The following is a 23,500-nucleotide window of genomic DNA, read 5'->3' as shown; positions in this document are numbered from 1 at the left end:
AGGGTATGATTTGTGAAAACTGTAAACAAAGACCGGCCACTATCACGGTGACACAAATGAAGAATGGCAAAAAAACGACAAGGCATTTCTGTGAAGTGTGCAATAAACAACTTGATTCTTTCCATTTGAACCTCGACTTTAATGCCGATCCAATTTCAATGCATAAACTTTTTTCAAATTGGTTTGGTACACCGAGTTGGTCGGTTGCAGCACCAAATGTAAATGAGCAGAAAACGCAGGAACAGGAGAATTGTCCAGAATGTGGCATGACATACCATCAATTTTTGAACGAGGGAAAATTTAATTGCCCTGGTTGTTATGAAACTTTTAAAGAGCAGCTACCTCAAGTCTTAAAACGTTTGCATAATGGAGCCGTGGAACACGTTGGAAAAGTGCCAGGTTCTATCAACGAGCTATATCAATTAAAAAGACAAATCGAGGCAATTCGTTTGGACATGAAAGTGGCCATAGAGGAAGAGCGGTTTGAAGATGCAGCAACTATGCGGGATAATGTCCGCGCTCTTGAAAAAAAGTTGCAAGTAGGAGGTGAGTCTCAAGATGAACATTGAGCACTTTTTACACAATCCAACGACAAATTGGATGCAAGAAGAAGGACAATACGGTGATATCGTCATGAGTACTCGCATTAGGTTAGCGCGTAACTTAACAGATTTCCGTTTTCCAAGAGCTTTTTCTGATGAAGAGGCAATGCAAATTGATAAAGCTGTTTCGAATGTATTGATTGATGCAGATGATGAGGAAGAACAACATTTTCAGTTCTCTTATTTTTCTTTGCATGACATGCCTGCATTGCAGCGTAAAGTATTAGTAGAAAAGCATTTAATCAGTCCTCAGCTTGCAGATAAAGAGAGAGTTGGATCGGTTTTACTGTCAAAAGATGAATCGATTAGCGTAATGATTAATGAAGAGGATCATATTCGTATTCAATGTTTACAGCCAGGCTTACAATTAGAAAAAGCTTATGAAAGTGCCGATCAAATTGACCGTCTATTAGAGCATCATTTACCGTATGCTTTTGATGATACATTTGGTTATTTAACAAGTTGCCCTACAAATACAGGAACAGGTTTGAGGGCGTCTATTATGATGCATCTACCCGCGTTAACTATGACAAACCAAATTGGTTCACTCATAAGTACGATGCCACGACTTGGTATGGTTGTGAGAGGAATGTATGGTGAGGGGACGGAATCGGTAGGCAATTATTATCAAATCTCCAATCAAATTACACTTGGTAAATCAGAAAAGGATATTTTATTAGATTTACAAAGTGTAACTGAACAAATTATTCAAAAAGAGACAGAAGCACGTACAGCATTAATAGAGCATGCTTCAATTGCTTTAGCTGATCGTCTCAATCGTTCATTGGGAACTTTACTTTATGCCAGAATTTTAACGAGCGAAGAAGCAGCAAATTGTTTATCTAACGTTCGATTGGGTATATATTTGGGTATAATCCAGAATATACCTATTGCTGTTTTGAACGAATGTATGCTTTATATGCAGCCGGGCTTTTTACAACAACATGCAGGTACTACACTTCAATCAAATGAACGAGATGTGTATCGAGCAAGTTTGTTGCGAGAACGATTGCAATGCAATAGAGAATTAAAAAAAGGTCATTCTGACGAAGAGGGAGAGGATTCTTATGATGTTTAATCGATTTACTCAACGCGCACAAAAAGTGCTTCAACTGGCACAAGAAGAAGCTATTCGTATGAAACATGAATCAATTGGTACTGAGCACATTTTGCTTGGCTTAATTCGTGAAGGTGGCGGCATTGCAGCTAAAGCGCTTGAAGCAATTGATATTAGCTCTGAAATGATTGAAGAAGGTATTGAGGAGTTAGTGGGTGTAGGTACAAAAGACGTTGGTCCAATCGTACATTATACACCTCGTGCAAAAAAAGTAATCGAACTATCTGTCGATGAATCACGTAAACTAGGCCACTCGTATATCGGTACAGAGCACTTATTATTAGCTCTTATTCGTGAGGGAGAAGGCGTAGCAGCTCGTGTTTTAAACAATGCAGGAGTTAGTTTAAATAAAGCGCGTCAACAGGTGTTGCAGTTGTTAGGTAGTCATGATCATGCTCAAAATGCAAATAGTGCTACCCAAGCTGCAAGTACACCAACGTTAGATAGCTTGGCTCGTGATTTGACTCAAGTTGCAAGGGACGGCAGCTTAGATCCGGTAATTGGCCGTAGTAAGGAAATTACACGAGTTATTGAGGTACTATCTCGTCGTACTAAAAACAACCCAGTTTTAATCGGGGAACCAGGTGTCGGTAAAACGGCAATTGCGGAAGGCTTAGCTCAACAAATCGTCAACAATGAAGTACCTGAAATTTTGCGTGATAAACGTGTTATGACACTTGATATGGGAACAGTCGTGGCGGGTACAAAATACCGTGGTGAATTTGAAGATCGCTTGAAAAAAGTGATGGATGAAATTCGCCAAGCAGGCAATGTTATTCTCTTTATTGATGAACTACACACATTAATCGGTGCAGGTGGAGCAGAGGGTGCTATTGATGCATCGAACATCTTGAAGCCATCGCTAGCACGTGGAGAATTACAATGTATCGGTGCTACAACATTGGATGAATATCGTAAATACATCGAAAAGGATGCTGCATTAGAGCGTCGTTTCCAACCAATTCAAGTCGATGAACCAACTGTTGAGGAAGCTATCCTAATTATTAAAGGTTTACGTGACCGCTACGAAGCGCATCACCGTGTGAAAATTACGGATGAAGCTATTGATGCAGCTGCGAAAATGTCAGACCGTTATATTTCGGATCGTTTCTTACCGGATAAGGCTATTGATTTAATTGATGAAGCGGGATCTAAAGTAAGGTTGCGTTCTTATACAACTCCTCCAAACTTAAAAGAGCTCGAGCAAAGACTAGAAGCGATTCGATCAGAGAAAAACGCTTCCGTTCAAAGTCAGGAATTTGAAAAAGCGGCTTCGCTTCGCGATACTGAACAAAAATTAAAAGAAGAATTAGAATCTACAAAGAAAACGTGGAAAGAAAAACAAGGTAAAGAAGAATCTAAAGTAACTGTTAATGACGTGGCTGAAGTTGTTTCTGTGTGGACGGGGATACCGGTATCGAAGTTAGCACAAGAGGAATCAGCTAAATTACTTAACCTTGAAGAAGAGTTGCATAAACGTCTTGTTGGCCAAACTGAGGCAGTTGAAGCAATCTCTAGAGCAATCCGTCGTGCACGTGCGGGATTAAAAGATCCGAAGCGTCCAATCGGTTCATTTATTTTCCTTGGACCAACTGGTGTTGGTAAAACGGAACTTGCTCGTGCGTTAGCAGAAGTAATGTTTGGTGATGAAGATTCTATGATCCGAGTTGATATGTCTGAGTACATGGAAAAACATTCGACTTCAAGACTTGTCGGTTCACCCCCAGGGTATGTAGGGTTTGAAGAAGGCGGTCAGTTGACAGAAAAAGTCCGTCGTAAACCATATTCAGTTATTTTACTTGATGAAATTGAGAAAGCACATCCGGATGTCTTCAATATTCTATTACAAGTATTAGAAGATGGTCGTTTAACAGATTCTAAAGGACGCGTAGTAGACTTTAGAAATACAGTTGTTATCATGACTTCAAACGTAGGTGCTTCAGAACTTCAATATAGAAAATCACTTGGTTTTAGCTCGGCTAATGCAAAAGACATACACAAAGATAATAAGAGTGTTACAATGTCTGAATTGAAAAAAGCATTCCGCCCAGAGTTCTTAAACCGTATTGATGAAATGATTGTCTTCCATGCGCTACAAAAAGAAGAATTAACGAAAATCGTTGCGCTAATGGCAAAACAATTGACAAAACGTTTGCAAGAACAACATATCGAATTGGAGTTAACGGACGCAGCTTTAGATAAAATTGCTAAAGAAGGTTATGATCCACAGTATGGTGCTCGTCCTTTACGTCGAGCAATACAAAAACATGTGGAAGACCGTTTATCTGAAGAGATTTTAAAAGGCACAGTGTTAACGGGTCAGCGTGTCATTTTTGATGTTGAAAACGATGAGTTCGTTGTAAATATTAAAGAGTTTGTAACAAAATAATTCATTCTAATGATGCAATTGTGTAGTTCGCTACTTAATTCGTCAAAGGTCTGGGAAAACAGGGCATTCCGAACAACATGTTTGGAGTGCCTTGTTTTATAATAGAGAGAACAATAGAAGTGTTAGTGGGAGGAAATATGGTTAAAAAGAAAACGAAATTTTTATGTAATTCTTGTGGTTATGAATCACCTAAATGGATGGGAAGATGTCCTGGGTGCGGTGAATGGAATAAGATGGTGGAAGAAGTAGAAGTCATTTCTAAAGGACCTAGAGGAGCTTTTCAGCACTCATCAACTACTTCTCAAAAGGCTATGCCAATTATTTCGATTGAGACAGAAGATGCGCCTAGAGTTGAAACAGAACTAGATGAATTGAATCGTGTACTTGGTGGAGGCGTAGTGCCCGGTTCTTTAGTGTTAATTGGTGGCGATCCTGGGATCGGTAAATCTACACTACTTTTACAAGTTTCAGCGTTGCTCTCTAATAAAGGTCATAGGGTACTCTATATTTCTGGTGAGGAATCCATCCGCCAAACAAAGTTACGTGCTGAGCGACTAGGTGTGAAGTCAGCTGAGCTATATATTTACTCTGAAACGAACTTGGAGTTTTTAAATCAAACAATAGAAGAAGTTCAACCGAAGTTTGTCATTGTTGACTCCATTCAAACTGTGCATCATCCAGAAGTAACTTCTGCACCAGGTAGTGTATCACAAGTGCGTGAATGTACTGCTGAATTAATGCGTATTGCTAAGACAAAAAATATTGCCATTTTCCTTGTTGGGCATGTAACAAAAGAAGGGCAAATAGCAGGGCCACGTATTTTAGAACATATGGTAGATACGGTTCTTTATTTTGAAGGAGAGCGTCATCATACGTATAGAATATTACGTAGTCAAAAAAACCGCTTTGGGTCAACGAATGAAATTGCCATATTTGAAATGTTACAGGGTGGTTTAAAAGAAGTATTGAATCCTTCTGAATTGTTCTTGCAAGAACGTTCGCAAGGGGCTGCGGGTTCTAGCGTCGTTGCCTCAATGGAAGGGACACGCCCAATATTAGTTGAGATCCAAGCCTTAGTGACGCCTTCGAGCTTTAACTACCCGAAACGTATGGCTACAGGCATTGATCAGAATCGTGTGTCGTTGTTGATGGCAGTACTTGAAAAGCGTATGGGTATGCTGCTACAAGCTCAAGATGCATACATTAAAGTCGCAGGTGGCGTAAAACTAGATGAACCGGCAATCGATTTAGCAGTCTTAACAAGTATTGTTTCAAGCTATCAGGACCGTGCTGTGAGTGCAGGAGACTGTATTATAGGTGAAGTAGGTTTAACAGGTGAAGTGCGTCGTGTATCGCGTGTGGAGCAGCGTGTTCAAGAGGCTGCAAAGCTAGGCTTTAAACGTGCCATTGTTCCGGCCTCTAACATAGGAGGTTGGGATTATCCAGCTGGTATTGAAATTGTTGGGGTAGAGACGGTAAACGAGGCGTTGAAACTTTGCTTCCGTGATTTATGATGCAGTAAATGAAAGCGACAACCAAAAGGTTGTCGCTTTTTCTAAAATGATTGGTTATTTGTTTGTAAGTGAGCGGTTTTTTCTTTTTCTACTGGTTTAGTAATAATTCCGAAGGGTTTACCTAAAGGTAAAAATTCGAAACCGAAATGTTTGTTCAAAACATTTGCGCCAGCACCGTATAAAGATAGGATGGCAATGCCAAACTCAGAATAAGCCGCTAGAAGGTGCATGCCGTGTTCCATGATGCCAAGTGAACTTAGTGATAAGCCAACGAATAAAAAATTGATTAAGAAAAAGATGAAGAATAGTACTTTATTTGTTTCTAATGCACCAATGGTCATAAATATTGTAAAAACAAGGTACCCTATGTATACGAACCCTAATTGATGTACATCAGCACTTTCTTGTAATGTTAACCCAAAGGTTCCGGATTGAACAAACCAAGATGTAGCGACTCCCATCCAAAAAAGTCCATAAGCTCCGAAAGCAGTAGTACCGAATGTATTATTATGTTTAGAATCTAGTATAGAGGCATAAAATTGTGCGATACCGCCTAAGAATATTGCCCAGGGAATGACTAGACCTACACCTTCTGTCCATCCTAATTTTTGAGATGAGGCTACAAGTGTAACGATGGCTAGTCCAAAAAGCCCGATGCCGGATGGATCTGCAGTTGTTATTTTAATATCTTGTGTTTGATTCATAACAATCCTCCTGTTTTGCGTTGTAAATTTTCTCGAATATGAAGATTGTAACCGATTTCAATAAATGTGACACGGCGATGTCAGATTTGACTAAAGGATGGTCATTAACAAGAGGGATTTCTGTTGTAAAGAGCATATTCTGTTTAATTTATAAATTATCTTTTTACGTAAAAAAGCTGTTTTTTCTAGATAATTGGAAGTAGAAAGTAGAAAAAACATGCAATATAATTGATTTGAATTGCCCAAGGGGTTTGCCGAGCAAATAAAAGGCAAACTATGTATAATTAAAACTATAAAGGAGGTGTTCATTTTGTTGAAAATAGTTATTCAAGTTGCTTTCTTATTTATCGGAGGTACGTTGGGTTTATTATTTTTACCGCCATTATACGAATTCATTCATTTATCCTCAAACCCATGGCTAAATAATCCATATGTGTCAGTTGCAATTGGCGCTTTCATTTTGTTTGGATTTTCATTTTTATTTTCCGATTCATGTGTCCGTTTTATTCGTTGGATGGAAGACAAGTTATTGAAAGCTCCAGTTGGTGATTTGTTATTTGGCACATTAGGTTTGATTGTAGGATTAATTGTGGCGTATTTTATTGGGTTTTCGATTGATAGTATACAACTGCCGCTCATTACGCCGGTCTTACCGATATTATCAATTGTTCTTGGGTATTTAGGATTCCAGGTAGGTTTTAAAAAGCGGGATGAATTGCTTCATGTGTTTACGGCAGCAAGAGCAAGTAATTTAGCTAAAAAGAAAAGTGCTGATGAAGTGGTTCCAGAAACGCCAGCACCTGCTTATAAGCTACTAGATACGAGTGTTATTATTGATGGGCGTATTGCTGATATTTCAGGAACTGGTTTTATAGAAGGTACATTAGTAGTTCCACAGTTTGTGTTAACGGAATTGCAACATATTGCAGATTCGTCAGATACACTGAAACGTACCCGCGGTCGTCGAGGTCTTGATATTTTGAGAACTTTACAGGATGAACGAGCAACGGATATTTTAATTACAGAAGTGGATTTTGATGATATTCAAGAAGTAGATTTAAAATTAGTTCGTTTAGCTAAAAAAATGAGTGGGCAGATTTTAACCAACGACTTTAATTTAAATAAAGTATGTGATCTCCATAATGTTGCGGTTTTAAACATTAATGATTTAGCCAACGCTGTGAAGCCTGTCGTTATTCCAGGTGAAGAAATGCATGTGGTTGTCATCAAGGATGGTAAGGAACACAATCAAGGAGTTGCTTATTTAGATGATGGTACAATGATTGTCGTTGAAGAAGGAAAATCCTATATTGGGCAAGCAATTATAGTCGTTGTGACAAGTGTTTTACAAACTTCTGCTGGTCGTATGATTTTTGCAAAACCAAAAAGTGGCGGTAAAGTAGCATAATAGAAAACAAAAAGAGACAGGGCATTTTGCCTTGTCCTTTTCCATGAGTAGGACGTGAAAATTTTGAAGCAATATGATGTTATTTTACCTGCAGCTGGTAGCGGTAAGCGCATGGGTGCAGGACATAACAAATTGTTCTTAGAACTACGTGAGAAGCCAATATTAATCCACACTCTTGAAGTCTTTGAACAAGACTCGGTATGTAAGGGGATTTGGTTAGCAGTAAAGCCTGAAGAACGAGAATATATCCAATCGCTGCTTGTGAAATATAATATTAAAAAAGTTAAAGCATTACCTGATGGTGGAGCAGAACGCCAAGACAGTGTGTATTCTTGTGTTAAGAAAGTAAAAGATGGTGAAATTGTACTCGTCCACGATGCTGCTAGACCATTTATCACAATTCCAGTTATTCACAAACTAGTAGAGGCTGCGGAAGAAAATGGCGCGGTAATTGCTGGTGTGCGTACAAAGGATACGATTAAAAAAGTTGAAAATGGTGTCATAGTTGAGACGGTAGATCGTTCTAACTTATGGATGATTCAAACACCTCAAGCATTTCAGTTTACAATTTTACAAGAAGCAGAACGTGCAGCAGAGAAGGATCAATTTTTAGGAACCGATGAAGCTATGTTAGTTGAACGATTAGGACAGGTCGTACATATCGTTGAAAGTAGCTACGATAACGTTAAAATAACAACAAAAGAAGATTTAGTATTTGGAGAGGCGATTTTAAGCCAACGTATAGGAGGATAACTATGTTTCGAGTAGGGCAAGGGTTTGATGTACATGCATTTGAAGAAGGTCGACCATTAATTATCGGAGGTATTACAATTCCTCACGAAAGAGGTCTAGTAGGTCATTCTGATGCTGATGTTTTATTACACACAATAACGGACGCTGCTTTGGGCGCAATCGGTGAAGGGGATATTGGTCGTCATTTCCCAGACACAGATCCTGCATTTAAAGATGCTGACTCAGCAAAATTATTAGAATACATTTGGAAAATCGTTGAAGACAAAGGATATGTACTAGGTAATGTAGATTGCACAATTATGGCACAGCGACCTAAAATGGCACCATATATTGAACCTATGCGTAATCGAATTGCGGAACTCTTAAATGCAGAACCTGATCAAGTAAATGTCAAAGCAACAACAACTGAAAAACTAGGATTCACAGGTCGCGAAGAAGGAATTGCTTCAATGGCGACCATTTTACTAATAAAAAAATGACTTCCTTTAAATTTTAAACTTGCAGTGGTAAAATGAACAAAGTGAATTTTTGCAGGAAAACTAGGAGGATTATATCATGACTAAAAAAGTTCGTGTTCGTTATGCACCAAGCCCAACAGGACATTTACACATTGGTGGCGCACGTACAGCTTTATTTAACTACTTATACGCAAGACACCATAACGGAGATTTCATCGTTCGTATTGAAGATACAGATATTGAGCGTAATATCGAGGGTGGCGAAGCTTCTCAATTAGATAACTTAAAATGGTTAGGTTTAGAGTATGATGAATCAGTTGATATCGGTGGACCTTATGCGCCGTATCGTCAAATGGAGCGTTTAGACATCTATCGTGAACATGCGCATCAATTAATCGAAAAAGGTATGGCTTATAAATGTTTCTGTACTTCAGAAGAATTAGAAGCTGATCGCGAAGTACAAAAGTCAAATGGTGTAGCGGCTCCAATGTACAATGGGAAATGCCGTCATTTATCTGCTGAAGAAGTTGCAGCAAAAGAAGCTGCTGGTGAAGCGTTCACAATCCGTATGCGCGTTCCTGAAGGCGTTACATACAAATTCGATGATTTAGTTCGTGGTGAGGTATCATTCGAATCTAAAGATGTTGGTGATTGGGTACTAGTCAAAGCGAATGGAATTCCAACATATAACTATGCAGTTGTATTGGATGACCACTTCATGGAAATGACTCATGTATTCCGCGGTGAAGAGCATTTATCAAATACACCAAAACAATTAATGATTTTTAATGCATTTGATTGGGAAGCTCCAAGCTATGGTCATATGACTTTAATTGTTAATGAAAATCACAAAAAATTATCAAAACGAGATGAATCCATTATCCAATTTGTTTCGCAATATCGTGATCTTGGTTATTTGCCGGAAGCAATGTTCAATTTCTTCGGTTTATTAGGTTGGTCACCAGAAGGCGAAGAAGAAATCTTCTCTAAAGAAGACTTCATCCGTCTATTTGATGAAAAACGTCTTTCAAAATCTCCATCTATGTTTGATAAACAAAAATTAACGTGGATGAATAACCAATATATAAAAAAATTATCTCATGAAAAAGTAGTAGAACTGGCATTACCTCATTTACAAAAAGCAGGTCTATTGCCAGCTGAGTTAACTGAAGAGCAACATGCTTGGGCATCTGATTTAATCGGCCTTTATCATGAACAAATGAGTTTCGGTGCTGAAATTGTTGAGTTATCTCAATTGTTCTTTACGGAAGAACTTGCATACAATGAAGAAGAAAGAGAAATATTAGCTGGTGAACAGGTTCCAGAAGTAATGGCTTCATTCAAAGTGCAATTAGAAGCTTTAGAAGAATTTGAACCAGCAGCTATTAAAGCAGCTATTAAAGCAGTGCAAAAGGAAACTGGCCACAAAGGTAAAAACCTGTTCATGCCGATTCGTGTTGCTACGACAGGTGAAATGCATGGTCCAGAACTTCCAAACTCAATAGCATTACTAGGTAAAGAAACAGTCATTAAACGTGTCGAACAATTTATCAAGTAATTTAGTTTGCTTTTTTCTAGCTTCATTGTAAAATGAAGCTACTATCGATAAAAAAGCGTTGAAGAGGAGAAGTATGTAGAGCAAGCTCTGTAGAGAGGACCATCACCGGCTGAAAGTGGTCTGAGCCAATGTAATACAGAAATGCACCTCTGAGCACTGAGTTGAACGTTAAGTAGGCTTAGTCGGTAAGTCACCGTTATAGACTTTAAGCGGGAAGTGTTTTTTAATACTTCCAACCAGAGTGGAACCGCGCATATCCAGCGTCTCTGTCCTATAGGGCAGAGGCGTTTTTATTTTGAAAAAAGAGGGGAGCTTTGAATTTATGTTCAAAACTATAAGGGAAGATGTTGCGACGATTTTTGAAAATGATCCTGCTGCACGAAGCACCTTGGAAGTTGTGCTAACTTATTCTGGTTTGCATGCGGTTTGGGGACACCGCATTGCACATGCTTTTTACAAGCGAAAATTTTACTTTATGGCACGTTTAATCTCTCAGGTAAGTAGATTCTTCACTGGGATTGAAATTCATCCAGGTGCCAAAATCGGCCGACGTTTCTTTATTGACCATGGAATGGGCGTTGTAATTGGAGAGACATGTGAGATTGGCAATGACGTTACTTTATATCAAGGGGTTACACTTGGTGGTACAGGAAAAGAGAAAGGGAAACGTCACCCAACACTAGAAGATAATGTACTTGTTGCGACAGGCGCTAAGGTGCTTGGTTCTATAACGATTGGTGCAAATAGCAAAATTGGCGCAGGTTCTGTTGTATTAAAAGCTGTACCTCCCAATGCTACAGTCGTTGGCATTCCAGGGAAAATCGTCATTCAAGACGGTATCAAAGTAGAGAATAAACAAAAACTAGATCATCAAAATATTCCAGATCCAGTAGAGGATCGATGCTCTACGTTAGAACGGAAAATAGAAGAACTTCAAAAGCAGATTGTACTAAGTGAAAAGGAGATGTAAATAACAATGGGTGTTCAAATTTTTAACTCATTAACTCGACAAAAAGAGGATTTCGTACCACTTGAAGAAGGAAAAGTGAAAATGTATGTATGTGGTCCTACGGTTTATAACTACATTCATATCGGGAATTCGCGGCCTGTAATTGTATATGATACAGTGCGTCGTTACTTAACTTATAAAGGCTTTGAGGTTACGTATGTATCAAATTTCACGGATGTAGACGATAAAATTATTAAAGCGGCAAATGAACTTGGTGAAGATGTATCAGATTTAACAAATCGCTTTATTCAAGCTTATTTTGAGGATATTACAGCATTAGGTTGCCAAAAAGCAGATTCACATCCACGAGTTACGGAGCATATGGATCAAATTATTGAATTTATCGCTGTGCTAATTGAAAAAGGTTATGCCTACGAATCTCAAGGGGATGTTTATTATCGTCCGCGTAAATTCGAAGGATATGGAAAGCTTTCTCATCAATCTGTTGATGATTTGAAAGTTGGCGCCCGCATCGAAACTGGTGACAAAAAAGAGGATGCTTTGGACTTTGCTCTTTGGAAAGCTGCTAAACCAGGTGAAATCTTCTGGGAAAGTCCGTGGGGGCAAGGTAGACCAGGTTGGCATATTGAGTGCTCTGTAATGGTACATGAGCATTTTGGTGATACTATTGATATCCACGCAGGTGGGCAAGATTTAACATTCCCGCACCATGAAAATGAAATAGCTCAATCTGAAGCGTATACAGGTAAGCAATTTGCACGTTACTGGATGCATAATGGATATATTAACATCGACAACGAAAAAATGTCTAAGTCACTTGGTAACTTCATTCTTGTAAATGACATTCGAAAGCAAATTGACCCTCAAGTTTTAAGGTTCTTTATACTATCAGTACACTATCGTAATCCAATTAACTTTGCGCAAGATTTAGTGGAAGCTGCAGCAGCAGGATTAGAGCGTATCCGTACTTCTTACAACAACTTGCAGCATCGACTAACTGCTACAGCTAATTTAGGAGAAGAGAAAGACGAGTGGTTAGCAAATATTGCTGAAGTAAAAGAACAGTTTGAAATTGCTATGGACGATGATTTTAATACTGCAAATGCAATTGCGGCGCTATTTGAGTTATCAGCAACTGCCAATAAATATTTACTTGAACAAAATACGAATGAAGAAGTATTAACGAAATTTGCCGATACTTTAAGTGCGTTAGCTAATGTACTTGGAATTGAATTAGATGTAGCAGAAGAATTGTTGGATGAAGAGATCGATGCGCTTATTGAAGAACGTATTCAAGCGCGTAAAGATCGTGATTTTAAACGTGCTGACGAAATTCGTGATCAACTAAAAGAGATGAATATTATTTTAGAGGATACACGCCAAGGCATTAGATGGAAACGAGGTTAATGGCAGTGGGAGAACTTCGTAACCAAGATGTCAAACAGTTAAATGCATTGGCGTTGGCGTATATGGGAGATGCTGTACTGGAAATAGCGGTACGTGAGCATCTCTTACGCTCTGGACGCGTCAAACCGAATATTCTTCATAAAGAGGCAACGCATTATGTTTCTGCAAAGGCGCAGTCAAGTGTTATTCACCGAATGATGGATGAAGAGTTTTTTTCTGAAGAAGAAATGGCGGTCTTAAAACGCGGTCGCAATGCAAAATCAGGATCGGTACCAAAGAATACTGATGTTCAAACATACCGCTATAGCTCAGCGTATGAAGCTGTAATTGGCAGCTTATATTTAACAGGTCAAATGGATCGTGTAAATGAAATAATCCAATATACAATTGATATTATTGAAGAATCAAAAGGAGTGTCAAAAGATGACGGAAGAACAGTCAAATGAGATGATTGCCGGGAAAAACCCGGTATTAGAGGCACTTCGTGCAGCAAGAGAAATGAATAAAATTTGGATTGCAGAAGGTGTTCAGCACGGTAGCTTGACGGAGCTTCTTGCATTAGCTAAAGAACAGGGAATTATCGTACAATTCGTTCCAAAGAAAAAATTAGATCAGTTAACAGATGCTAATCACCAAGGGATTGTGGCATCTGTTGCGGCTTATAAATATGCTGAATTAGATGACTTGTTTAAATTGGCAGAAAGTCGTGGAGAAGATCCATTTTTCTTAATTCTCGATGAACTAGAAGATCCGCATAATTTAGGATCTATTATGAGAACCGCAGATGCAGTGGGTGCTCATGGTATTATCATTCCAAGACGTCGTGCAGTTGGTTTAACGGCTGTTGTAGCAAAAGCGTCTACAGGCGCGATCGAACATATTCCAACTGTTCGTGTGAATAATCTTTCGCAAACGGTGGATGAGTTAAAAAAACGCGGTGTTTGGATCGCGGGAACAGACGCAAAAGGCTCAGCAGACTATCGTAAAATGGATGCGACTTTGCCACTAGCGGTCATTATCGGCAGTGAAGGAAAAGGTATGAGTCGTTTATTAACAGAGAAATGTGATTTCCTATATAATTTACCAATGGTTGGTCATGTTACATCACTAAATGCATCTGTAGCTGCTGCTTTATTGATGTACGAAGTATTGCGTAAACGCCAAGAAGTTTAAGGTGAATGCCATGAATATACTGTTGGTTGATGGTTATAACATTATTGGTGCTTGGGAAGAACTCAGAAGATTAAAAGAGCAAAGGCTAATAGATGCGAGAGACCGACTGGTAGAAATGATGGCAGAGTATAAGGCATATTCTGGCTGGCGCGTCATTGTTATCTTTGACGCGTATCTCGTGCCAGGAATTGAAACGAAAAATGTGCAGCATGACGTAGAAGTTATTTATACAAGAGCTAGAGAGACTGCAGATGAAAGAATTGAAAAGCTTACTGCTTCTTTAATTAGTAAAAGAGTCCGCATTTATGTAGCGACATCTGATATGACAGAGCAAAATGTCGTTTTCGGACATGGGGCATTAAGAAAATCTGCTAGAGAATTAGAAATTGAAATGCAATCTACGCAATCTAAAATCACGCAAACTGTAAGGGATATTCAAGTGCAAAAGCCTAGTTCTAAGATACAATTAAGAGATGATATTGCTGCAAAGTTTGAGTTATGGCGAAGAGGAAATAAAATGAATGATTGACTCATATTTTCCAATTCCGTTATACTGTTTTTAACAATGCTAGCGCAATTGGAGTGATACTATTGATTATTAGCGATCATTTACACTTGAAGCAGCAACAACAATATGAGCAATATACCGACGAAGAGCTAGTGGGAATGGTCCATAGTGGTGATAGTGAAGCGTTAGACTTCCTCATTACGAAGTATAAATCATTCGTTCGTATGAAAGTGAAGTCGTATTTTCTCATTGGTGCTGATAAAGAGGATATTGTGCAAGAAGGTATGATTGGACTTTATAAGGCTATTCGCGATTTTAAAGGAGATAAGTTATCTTCTTTCAAAGCTTTTGCGGAACTTTGTATTACACGTCAAATCATCACTGCAATAAAAACTGCAACTAGACAAAAGCATATTCCACTTAATTCATACATCTCATTGGACAAACCAATTTTCGATGAAGAATCCCAGCGCACGTTAATGGACGTGTTAACAGGTTCAGTTGTCGACGATCCAGAGGAGCTTATTATTCATCGTGAGGAATTTAGCTACATGGAAGAAAAAATTGGCGAAATATTAAGTGATCTCGAACGTCAGGTGTTGGCACTCTATTTAGATGGACAATCTTATCACGAAATTTCCGCTGAATTGAACAGGCATGTGAAGTCGATTGACAATGCTTTACAACGCGTAAAACGGAAATTAGAACGTCATTTAGATATTGAATGATTGCAAGAATGCTAGCTGTAGGCAAGTTGACAGTATTTGTGATAGGTGTTAGTCTTTATAAGGACAAATGCCGAAAAGGTGATAAAATGGCAAAAAAAGTCGTGCTTAGCTGTGAAAAGTGTGGTTCAAGAAACTATTCACTTCCTGCATCTAAAGACAGTGCAACTGCAAGGATGGAACTGAAAAAATATTGTTCTCACTGTAATGAACATACATTACATAAACAAACTAGATAATACGATTCGCTTTGTATATATGATTTTATTCGGGGGTTAGTTAGATGGGTAAGATTAGTAACTTTTTCCGCGGTGTTATGTCGGAAATGCAAAAAACAAGCTGGCCTAAGCGTAAAGAACTTACGAAATACACAATTGTTGTTATTTCAACTTTACTTTTCATGGCTGCATTTTTCATGTTAGTAGACTTAGGGATTTCTAAATTATTCCGCATGTATTTGGATTTATAATTGAATTAATGTTAATATTTTTGAAATGGCCCGTGAATGATCTGTAACGGGTTTTTTCATTTGCCTTTAGCGAAGGAGGGAAGGACGAGTAGTCCTATCTATTATGGAAAAAAATTGGTATGTAGTTCATACTTACTCTGGTTATGAAAATAAAGTTAAAGCAAACCTAGAAAAACGTGTTGAAACGATGGGTATGCAAGATAAAATTTTCCGCGTCATCATTCCTGAACAACAAGAGACGGAAGTTAAAGATGGCCGCAAAAAAGAATATATGCGTAAAACATTCCCTGGTTATGTACTAGTGGAATTAATTATGACAGATGATGCATGGTATGTAGTACGTAATACACCAGGTGTTACTGGATTTATCGGATCATCAGGTGGTGGGGTAAAACCTACACCATTATTACCTGAAGAAGTTGAATTCATCCTTAAACAAATGGGTATGCAAGAAAAATCACTTGAAATTGATTTCGCTATTGGCGATTTAGTTGAAGTGTTAGAAGGACCGTTTGCTCATTTCCAAGGTAAGGTCGAAGAGATTGTTGCTGATAAAGGAAAAGTTAAAGTAACTATTGATATGTTCGGTCGCGAAACTAAAATGGAATTGGACTACGATCAAGTGTTAAAAGTATAATTGACAATTATACTTGCCTTAGAATGTTAAAAGTGATATCATTTCAAAGGTCAGACTGTCATTTTATTATGGACTGGCATTTTTATTTTTAATGTTATCGGAATAAGCCGACAGACAGATATTGAGTGGGAGGGGCAACCCAATTACCACATCACGGACTTAAGGAGGTGTGTCTCGTGGCTAAAAAAGTTATTAAAGTTGTAAAACTTCAGATTCCAGCTGGTAAAGCAAACCCAGCGCCACCGGTAGGTCCTGCATTAGGTCAAGCAGGTGTTAACATTATGGGATTCTGTAAAGAATTCAACGCTCGTACTGCGGACCAAGCAGGTTTAATCATTCCAGTAGAGATTTCTGTATTCGAAGATCGTTCATTCACTTTCGTTACAAAAACTCCGCCGGCAGCAGTTCTACTTAAAGTAGCAGCTGGTATCCAATCAGGATCAGGTGAACCTAACCGTAAAAAAGTAGCTACAGTGAAACGCGATAAAGTTCGCGAAATCGCTGAAACTAAAATGCCAGACCTTAACGCTGCAACAGTTGAAGCAGCTATGTTAATGGTTGAAGGTACTGCACGTAGCATGGGTATTGTTATCGAAGACTAATCCCATTACTTGATAGAAGTATTGTTTTTTGAGGGTTGCGAATGTTTCTAATAGTCATATTTGAAACTCGCAGCCTTTATTCGTGGGAGGTTTATTCCGCTACAACCACAATCAAGGAGGAAATTTATAATGGCTAAAAAAGGTAAAAAACTGCAAGATGCAGCTAAATTAGTAGACCGTACTCAAGTGTATTCTGTACAAGAAGCAGTTGAATTGGCTAAAAAAACAAGCACTGTTAACTTTGACGCAACTGTTGAAGTAGCATTTAACTTAAATATTGATACACGTAAAAATGACCAACAAATCCGTGGAGCAGTAGTACTTCCAAACGGAACTGGTAAAACTCAACGTGTATTAGTTTTCGCTAAAGGCGAAAAACTTAAAGAAGCTGAAGCAGCTGGTGCAGACTTCGCTGGTGATGCTGAATATATCGCTAAAATCCAACAAGGATGGTTTGACTTCGATGTAATCGTTGCAACTCCTGATATGATGGGTGAAGTTGGTAAACTAGGTCGCGTATTAGGACCAAAAGGCTTAATGCCAAACCCTAAAACTGGAACAGTTACTTTCGACGTTGCTAAAGCAATCGCTGAAATCAAAGCTGGTAAAGTTGAATACCGTGCTGATAAAGCTGGTATCGTTCACGCTCCAATCGGTAAAGCTTCATTCGAAGCTGATAAATTAGCTGAAAACTTATCAACTCTAGTTGATGTAATTATTAAAGCTAAGCCTGCTGCAGCTAAAGGTACTTACATGAAATCAGTACACGTAACAACTACAATGGGACCATCAATCAAAGTTGATGCTTCTACTTCTGTTGCTACGAAATAATTTTTGATTGACAAACGACATCATATTTTGATATGATGTACAACGTTGTGAATCATCCATTTGTACCGTAGACCGTAGGGGCAAGTAATTGCTTAATCAACCTACCGAGGACAAAGGAACTCAGACTCTTATTTAAGATGATGACTTTCCGCCTCTTTGTCTACATAGACAGGAGGCTTTTCTTTTGTTGGTATAAATGACCCATTCTTATAGGAGGTGTCAAAATGAACAAAGCAGTTGAAGCTAAACAAGCTGTCGTTCAAGAAATCGCTGACAAGTTCAAAAGCGCTGCATCCGTAGTAGTTGTTGACTATCGTGGCCTTTCTGTTGCTCAAGTAACAGAACTACGTAAACAACTTCGCGAAGCTGGTGTTGAATTCAAAGTATACAAAAATACTTTAGTACGCCGTGCTACTGCAGAAGTTGAACAAGAAGAACTTAATGAATTCCTTACAGGTCCTAACGCAATCGCATTCTCAACTGAAGATGTAATTGCTCCTGCTAAAATCATTAACAACTTCGCAAAAGCTAACGAACAACTTGAAATTAAAGCTGGTCTTATCGAAGGTACATTTGCATCTGCTGAAGATGTTAAAGCATTGGCAGAACTTCCATCACGCGAAGGTCTACTTTCTATGCTATTATCTGTGCTTCAAGCACCAGTACGCAATTTCGCTCTTGCAACAAAAGCTGTTGCAGAACAAAAAGAAGAGCAAGGCGCTTAATTTTAAGCGTAGCTTAATCTTCTCGGCATAATATGCCAAAACAAAACTAATATTCCGTATAGGAGGAAATTATAATGAACAATGAACAAATCTTAGAAGCTATCAAAGCTATGACAGTTCTTGAATTAAACGATTTAGTAAAAGCAATCGAAGACGAATTCGGTGTTACTGCTGCTGCTCCTGTAGCTGCTGCTGGTGGTGCTGCTGCTGCAGTAGAAGAAAAAACTGAATTTGATGTAGTTCTTGCTTCTGCAGGCGAATCAAAAATTAAAGTAATCAAAGTGGTACGTGAAATCACTGGTCTTGGCTTAAAAGAAGCTAAAGAAGTAGTAGATAACGCTCCTAAAGCTATTAAAGAAGGCGTTTCTGCAGCTGACGCTGAAGAAATCAAAGCTAAACTTGAAGAAGTTGGCGCTAGCGTAGAAGTTAAATAATTTCTACTTTCTATTTGAAAAAAGCTCGTCAATTCTGACGAGCTTTTTCTTCATTTTACGTGATGGAGGGCATTTTCTTGTCAGAACATTATTATTCGAAAAAACCTCAAGTCGGAAGTAATCCGAGTAAATGGAAATTCACTCTTCGAGGATTTTCTTTTGTATTTGAAACAGATGCAGGGGTTTTTAGTAAAAGCGAAGTAGATTTTGGCTCCCGTGTGTTAATTGATAGTTTTGAATTGCCTGATGTTGAAGGGTGTATTTTGGATGTGGGTTGTGGCTATGGCCCAATTGGCTTGTCTATTGCAAAAAATTATCCTGAACGAGTCATTCATATGATGGATGTTAACGAACGTGCGGTTGCATTAGCGAAGAAAAACGCTGAGGTGAACGGGGTACAAAATGTGCAGATTTTTGAGAGTGATGGACTTTCTACTGTTCAAGAAGAACAAGTCGCTGCCGTTATGACAAATCCTCCGATCCGAGCGGGAAAAGATACAATCTTCCGTTTTTATGATCAAGCTTTTGAAAAACTTGTGGATAACGGTGAGTTGTGGATAGTTATTCAGAAGAAGCAAGGTGCTCCATCGACTATTGCGCATTTGGAAGAGAAATTTACTGAAGTAACAGTCGTAGAGAAGAAAAAAGGCTATTGGATTATCAAGGCCAAAAAATAATCTGTTAAAGTTTATAGATTGACTTGACAAATTAGCTGTGATATTATAATAAAATGCAAAAATATTAATTTGAATAGGTCTGTCCTTTTGTATAAAAACTATATCAATATGGTTAGACTTTTCAAAGTTATGTTTGGTTAATCGAAAATGAGCTCTTTAACGAACTCGTTTTCTTTTTGTCTTTCGATATCATACACCATTTGTATGATTTCGCAAAGACCTATTATCGCTTTATTGAGGGGTGAATGAGTTGACAGGTCAACTAGTTCAGTACGGACAACACCGCCAGCGTAGAAGCTTTGCGCGTATTAATGAGGTGCTGGAACTTCCGAATCTAATTGAGATTCAAACCGCATCTAACGAGTGGTTTCTTGAAGAAGGTTTACGTGAAATGTTCCGCGATATTTCACCGATTGAAGACTTTACAGGGAATCTTTCACTTGAATTCGTCGACTACAGTCTCGGAGAACCGAAATATGATGTCGATGAATGTAAAGAACGCGATGTTACTTACGCTGCACCATTACGTGTAAAAGTACGTTTACACAACAAAGAAACAGACGAAGTGAAAGAACAAGAAGTATTTATGGGTGACTTCCCACTTATGACTGAAACTGGCACTTTCGTTATCAACGGCGCAGAACGCGTTATCGTTTCACAATTAGTAAGATCACCAAGTGTATACTATCACGATAAAACAGATAAAAACGGTAAAAAAGGTTTCGGCGCAACAGTGATTCCTAACCGTGGAGCATGGTTAGAGTACGAAACAGACGCAAAAGATGTTGTCTATGTTCGTATCGACCGCACACGTAAATTACCTGTAACAGTACTTTTACGTGCTTTAGGTTTTGCTTCAGACCAAGAAATCATCGAGCTTATTGGTGATAACGAATATTTACGTAATACTTTAGAAAAAGATAACACTGAAAGTACAGAGAAAGCGTTGTTGGAAATTTACGAACGTCTACGTCCAGGTGAACCACCTACAGTAGAAAGCGCTAAAAATCTCTTGTATTCACGTTTCTTTGACCCAAAACGCTATGATTTAGCTAATGTTGGTCGTTATAAAATGAACAAAAAGCTAGATATTAAAAATCGTCTATTCAATCAAACAGTGGCAGAGACACTAGTTGATCCTGAAACAGGTGAAATTTTAGTTGAAGCTGGAACTTTAATCGATCGTCGTGTACTGGATCGCTTAATACCACATCTAGAAAAAGGCATTGGCTTCCAAACGATGTCTAAAGTTGCAGGCGTTTTAGAAGGCGATGTTTTAATTCAAGAAATTAAAATCTTTGCACCTAATGATGAAGCGCAAAAAGAAATTAAAGTAATCAGTAATGCTTACGTAGAAGAAGAAGTGAAAAATATCACTCCTGCTGACGTTATTGCATCTGTATCTTACTTCTTTAACTTACTTTATGGTGTTGGTAACACAGATGATATCGATCATTTAGGTAATCGTCGCTTACGTTCTGTAGGTGAATTATTACAAAATCAATTCCGTATCGGTTTATCTCGTATGGAACGTGTTGTACGTGAACGTATGTCGATTAACGATACACAATCTATTGTTCCACAACAATTAATCAATATTCGTCCTGTAATTGCTTCTATTAAGGAATTCTTTGGTAGCTCTCAATTATCTCAATTCATGGACCAAACAAACCCATTAGCTGAATTAACGCACAAACGTCGTCTATCAGCTTTAGGACCTGGTGGTTTAACTCGTGAACGTGCTGGTTTTGAAGTACGTGACGTTCACTATTCTCACTATGGTCGTATGTGTCCAATTGAGACTCCTGAGGGTCCGAACATTGGTTTAATAAACTCACTTTCAAGTTTCGCGAAAGTGAATAAATTTGGCTTCATCGAAACACCTTACCGTCGCGTTGATCCTGAAACAAGTCGAGTTACTGGTCATATCGACTATTTAACTGCTGATGAAGAAGACAACTACGTAGTAGCACAAGCGAATTCAATCTTAAATCCAGATGGTTCATTTGCTAAAGAAGAAGTTGTAGGTCGTTTCCGTGGTGATAACACTATCTTCAAACGTGAAAATGTTGATTATATGGATGTATCACCAAAACAAGTCGTTTCTGCTGCGACAGCATGTATTCCTTTCTTAGAAAACGATGACTCTAACCGTGCTCTAATGGGAGCGAACATGCAACGTCAAGCTGTTCCGTTATTAAATCCAGAAGCACCATTCGTTGGTACTGGTATGGAACACGTAGATGCACGTGATTCTGGTGCTGCAGTAGTTGCAAAATATCCAGGTATTGTTGAACATGTTGAAGCTCGCTCTATTCACATTCGTCGTATTGAAGAAATTGACGGCAAAGAAGTAAAAGGCGACTTAACTAAATATAAATTACAGAAATTCATTCGTTCTAACCAAGGTACAAGTTATAACCAACGTCCAATTGTTAAAGTTGGAGACCGCGTAAACCCACGTGATATTCTTGCTGATGGTCCTTCAATGGAATGTGGCGAGCTAGCACTTGGTCGTAACGTAGTAGTTGGCTTCATGACTTGGAACGGTTATAACTATGAAGATGCCGTAATCATGAGTGAACGTCTTGTTAAAGATGATGTTTATACATCTGTTCATATTGAAGAATATGAATCAGAAGCTCGTGATACTAAATTAGGGCCTGAAGAAATCACTCGTGATATTCCGAATGTTGGTGAAGAAGCATTACGCAATCTTGACGAACGTGGAATCATTCGTATTGGTGCTGAAGTTCATGACGGAGATATCCTTGTAGGTAAAGTAACTCCTAAAGGTGTAACTGAATTGACAGCTGAAGAACGCTTATTACATGCAATCTTCGGTGAAAAAGCACGTGAAGTTCGTGATACATCACTACGTGTTCCTCATGGTGCAGGCGGTATTGTTCTTGATGTTAAAGTCTTCAACCGTGAAGATGGTGACGAATTACCTCCAGGCGTTAACCAACTTGTACGCGCATATATCGTTCAAAAACGTAAAATTCGCGTAGGAGATAAAATGGCCGGACGTCACGGTAATAAGGGTGTAATTTCTCGTATTCTTCCAGAAGAAGATATGCCATTCCTTCCAGACGGCACACCAATTGATATCATGTTAAACCCACTTGGTGTACCATCACGTATGAACATCGGTCAAGTATTAGAGCTACATTTAGGTATGGCAGCTCGCTACTTAGGCGTTCACATGGCAACACCAGTATTTGATGGTGCCAACGAAGAAGATGTTTGGGAAACAATGGAAGAAGCGGGCATGAACCGCGATGGTAAAACAATTCTTTATGATGGACGTTCAGGTGAACCTTTTGATAACCGAGTATCTGTTGGTGTCATGTACATGATCAAACTTGCTCACATGGTTGATGATAAACTTCACGCACGTTCAACAGGACCATACTCATTAGTAACGCAACAACCATTGGGTGGTAAAGCTCAATTCGGTGGACAACGTTTCGGTGAGATGGAAGTTTGGGCTCTTGAGGCTTATGGCGCTGCTTATACTCTTCAAGAAATCTTGACAGTTAAATCCGATGACGTTGTAGGTCGTGTGAAAACATACGAAGCAATTGTTAAAGGTGAAAGTGTTCCAGAACCAGGCGTACCTGAATCATTTAAAGTATTAATTAAAGAACTTCAAAGTCTAGGTCTAGATGTGAAAATGCTAACAATTGACGACGAAGAAATTGAGCTTCGTGACATGGATGAAGATGAAGATCTTCAACCAGCAGACGCGCTTAATATCTTACCGAGCGCTGATGAAGAAGCACCAGTAGGATCTGTTGAATAATTATAAATAACAAATAATTGAATGGCTGGCAGGC

24 protein-coding genes and 2 other annotated features are annotated in these 23,500 nt (G+C 38.7%); of the genes, 23 read left to right on the top strand and 1 reads right to left on the bottom strand.

What is annotated here, in order from left to right; all coding sequences use genetic code 11:
- The first annotated feature begins 5 nt into the window (after nucleotides 1-5).
- From MHH85_RS19440 to radA, 4 genes are all read left to right on the top strand, one after another.
- A complete protein-coding gene (locus tag MHH85_RS19440) occupies nucleotides 6-569 on the top strand; it encodes a nucleotide excision repair protein (protein WP_193737991.1) in 564 nt (187 codons plus the stop codon).
- A complete protein-coding gene (locus MHH85_RS19435) occupies nucleotides 559-1,680 on the top strand; it encodes a protein arginine kinase (protein ID WP_340708228.1) in 1,122 nt (373 codons plus the stop codon). Before MHH85_RS19440 ends, MHH85_RS19435 begins: the two co-directional genes overlap by 11 nt.
- Complete coding sequence (locus tag MHH85_RS19430; RefSeq protein WP_227751961.1) at nucleotides 1,670-4,108, top strand: ATP-dependent Clp protease ATP-binding subunit; 2,439 nt, start codon at nucleotides 1,670-1,672, stop codon at nucleotides 4,106-4,108. The genes MHH85_RS19435 and MHH85_RS19430 overlap by 11 nt, the downstream gene beginning before the upstream one ends.
- A 137-nt stretch (nucleotides 4,109-4,245) precedes the next feature.
- Nucleotides 4,246-5,622, top strand: a complete 1,377-nt coding sequence (gene radA, locus MHH85_RS19425; protein WP_193737992.1) for a DNA repair protein RadA — start codon at nucleotides 4,246-4,248, stop codon at nucleotides 5,620-5,622.
- A 41-nt stretch (nucleotides 5,623-5,663) separates the two neighbouring features.
- Here radA and MHH85_RS19420 read toward each other — a convergent pair whose 3' ends face one another.
- On the bottom strand, nucleotides 5,664-6,326 hold the full coding sequence (locus tag MHH85_RS19420) for an acetate uptake transporter (protein WP_340708227.1): 663 nt from the start codon (nucleotides 6,324-6,326) through the stop codon (nucleotides 5,664-5,666).
- Between the two features lie 310 nt (nucleotides 6,327-6,636).
- Between MHH85_RS19420 and MHH85_RS19415 the strand changes: the two genes are divergently transcribed.
- The 19 genes from MHH85_RS19415 (at nucleotide 6,637) to rpoB (ending at nucleotide 23,466) form a co-directional block, all read left to right on the top strand.
- Nucleotides 6,637-7,734: a PIN/TRAM domain-containing protein gene (locus tag MHH85_RS19415; RefSeq protein ID WP_340708226.1), complete on the top strand. Its 1,098-nt coding sequence runs from the start codon at nucleotides 6,637-6,639 to the stop codon at nucleotides 7,732-7,734.
- Nucleotides 7,735-7,797: 63 nt separating this feature from the next.
- The gene (gene ispD, locus MHH85_RS19410) at nucleotides 7,798-8,487 is read left to right on the top strand and encodes a 2-C-methyl-D-erythritol 4-phosphate cytidylyltransferase (RefSeq protein WP_340708225.1); all 690 of its coding nucleotides are present in this window, start codon (nucleotides 7,798-7,800) and stop codon (nucleotides 8,485-8,487) included.
- 2 nt (nucleotides 8,488-8,489) lie between these two features.
- Nucleotides 8,490-8,966: a 2-C-methyl-D-erythritol 2,4-cyclodiphosphate synthase gene (gene ispF / locus MHH85_RS19405; protein ID WP_193737995.1), complete on the top strand. Its 477-nt coding sequence runs from the start codon at nucleotides 8,490-8,492 to the stop codon at nucleotides 8,964-8,966.
- Between the two features lie 76 nt (nucleotides 8,967-9,042).
- Complete coding sequence (gene gltX / locus MHH85_RS19400) at nucleotides 9,043-10,503, top strand: glutamate--tRNA ligase (RefSeq protein WP_193737996.1); 1,461 nt, start codon at nucleotides 9,043-9,045, stop codon at nucleotides 10,501-10,503.
- 49 nt (nucleotides 10,504-10,552) lie between these two features.
- Nucleotides 10,553-10,774 (top strand) — a binding site (T-box leader).
- A 51-nt stretch (nucleotides 10,775-10,825) separates the two neighbouring features.
- The gene (epsC, locus tag MHH85_RS19395) at nucleotides 10,826-11,473 is read left to right on the top strand and encodes a serine O-acetyltransferase (RefSeq protein WP_193737997.1); all 648 of its coding nucleotides are present in this window, start codon (nucleotides 10,826-10,828) and stop codon (nucleotides 11,471-11,473) included.
- 6 nt (nucleotides 11,474-11,479) lie between these two features.
- Entirely contained in the window at nucleotides 11,480-12,880 is a 1,401-nt protein-coding gene (gene cysS / locus MHH85_RS19390) for a cysteine--tRNA ligase (protein ID WP_193737998.1), read from the top strand.
- Nucleotides 12,880-13,326: a Mini-ribonuclease 3 gene (locus MHH85_RS19385; protein ID WP_340708224.1), complete on the top strand. Its 447-nt coding sequence runs from the start codon at nucleotides 12,880-12,882 to the stop codon at nucleotides 13,324-13,326. Before cysS ends, MHH85_RS19385 begins: the two co-directional genes overlap by 1 nt.
- Nucleotides 13,304-14,053, top strand: coding sequence for a 23S rRNA (guanosine(2251)-2'-O)-methyltransferase RlmB (rlmB, locus tag MHH85_RS19380; RefSeq protein ID WP_038179021.1), 750 nt, complete (start codon nucleotides 13,304-13,306; stop codon nucleotides 14,051-14,053). The genes MHH85_RS19385 and rlmB overlap by 23 nt, the downstream gene beginning before the upstream one ends.
- A gap of 10 nt (nucleotides 14,054-14,063) precedes the next feature.
- Nucleotides 14,064-14,582: an NYN domain-containing protein gene (locus MHH85_RS19375; RefSeq protein ID WP_053418584.1), complete on the top strand. Its 519-nt coding sequence runs from the start codon at nucleotides 14,064-14,066 to the stop codon at nucleotides 14,580-14,582.
- A gap of 62 nt (nucleotides 14,583-14,644) precedes the next feature.
- Entirely contained in the window at nucleotides 14,645-15,289 is a 645-nt protein-coding gene (gene sigH / locus MHH85_RS19370) for an RNA polymerase sporulation sigma factor SigH (RefSeq protein ID WP_193738000.1), read from the top strand.
- A gap of 86 nt (nucleotides 15,290-15,375) precedes the next feature.
- The gene (gene rpmG / locus MHH85_RS19365; protein ID WP_038179187.1) at nucleotides 15,376-15,525 is read left to right on the top strand and encodes a 50S ribosomal protein L33; all 150 of its coding nucleotides are present in this window, start codon (nucleotides 15,376-15,378) and stop codon (nucleotides 15,523-15,525) included.
- A 44-nt stretch (nucleotides 15,526-15,569) separates the two neighbouring features.
- A complete protein-coding gene (gene secE / locus MHH85_RS19360) occupies nucleotides 15,570-15,755 on the top strand; it encodes a preprotein translocase subunit SecE (protein ID WP_038179025.1) in 186 nt (61 codons plus the stop codon).
- Between the two features lie 103 nt (nucleotides 15,756-15,858).
- Complete coding sequence (gene nusG, locus MHH85_RS19355) at nucleotides 15,859-16,392, top strand: transcription termination/antitermination protein NusG (protein WP_053418529.1); 534 nt, start codon at nucleotides 15,859-15,861, stop codon at nucleotides 16,390-16,392.
- 176 nt (nucleotides 16,393-16,568) lie between these two features.
- The gene (gene rplK, locus MHH85_RS19350) at nucleotides 16,569-16,994 is read left to right on the top strand and encodes a 50S ribosomal protein L11 (protein ID WP_053418530.1); all 426 of its coding nucleotides are present in this window, start codon (nucleotides 16,569-16,571) and stop codon (nucleotides 16,992-16,994) included.
- 129 nt (nucleotides 16,995-17,123) lie between these two features.
- Nucleotides 17,124-17,825, top strand: a complete 702-nt coding sequence (rplA, locus tag MHH85_RS19345) for a 50S ribosomal protein L1 (RefSeq protein WP_193738001.1) — start codon at nucleotides 17,124-17,126, stop codon at nucleotides 17,823-17,825.
- Nucleotides 17,826-17,872: 47 nt separating this feature from the next.
- Nucleotides 17,873-18,017 (top strand) — a sequence feature (ribosomal protein L10 leader region).
- 32 nt (nucleotides 18,018-18,049) lie between these two features.
- Nucleotides 18,050-18,550: a 50S ribosomal protein L10 gene (gene rplJ / locus MHH85_RS19340; protein ID WP_340708223.1), complete on the top strand. Its 501-nt coding sequence runs from the start codon at nucleotides 18,050-18,052 to the stop codon at nucleotides 18,548-18,550.
- Nucleotides 18,551-18,624: 74 nt separating this feature from the next.
- Entirely contained in the window at nucleotides 18,625-18,984 is a 360-nt protein-coding gene (rplL, locus tag MHH85_RS19335) for a 50S ribosomal protein L7/L12 (protein ID WP_053418532.1), read from the top strand.
- Between the two features lie 77 nt (nucleotides 18,985-19,061).
- On the top strand, nucleotides 19,062-19,661 hold the full coding sequence (locus MHH85_RS19330) for a class I SAM-dependent methyltransferase (protein WP_340708222.1): 600 nt from the start codon (nucleotides 19,062-19,064) through the stop codon (nucleotides 19,659-19,661).
- A 241-nt stretch (nucleotides 19,662-19,902) separates the two neighbouring features.
- Nucleotides 19,903-23,466: a DNA-directed RNA polymerase subunit beta gene (gene rpoB / locus MHH85_RS19325; protein WP_340708221.1), complete on the top strand. Its 3,564-nt coding sequence runs from the start codon at nucleotides 19,903-19,905 to the stop codon at nucleotides 23,464-23,466.
- Nucleotides 23,467-23,500 lie beyond the last annotated feature (34 nt).

The organism is Viridibacillus sp. FSL E2-0187 (genome assembly GCF_038006425.1).
In the GTDB taxonomy this organism is placed as follows: Bacteria; Bacillota; Bacilli; order Bacillales_A; family Planococcaceae; genus Viridibacillus; species Viridibacillus arvi.
Note: the sequence above shows the minus strand (reverse complement) of the source record. Positions and strands in the feature narration are given on the sequence as shown.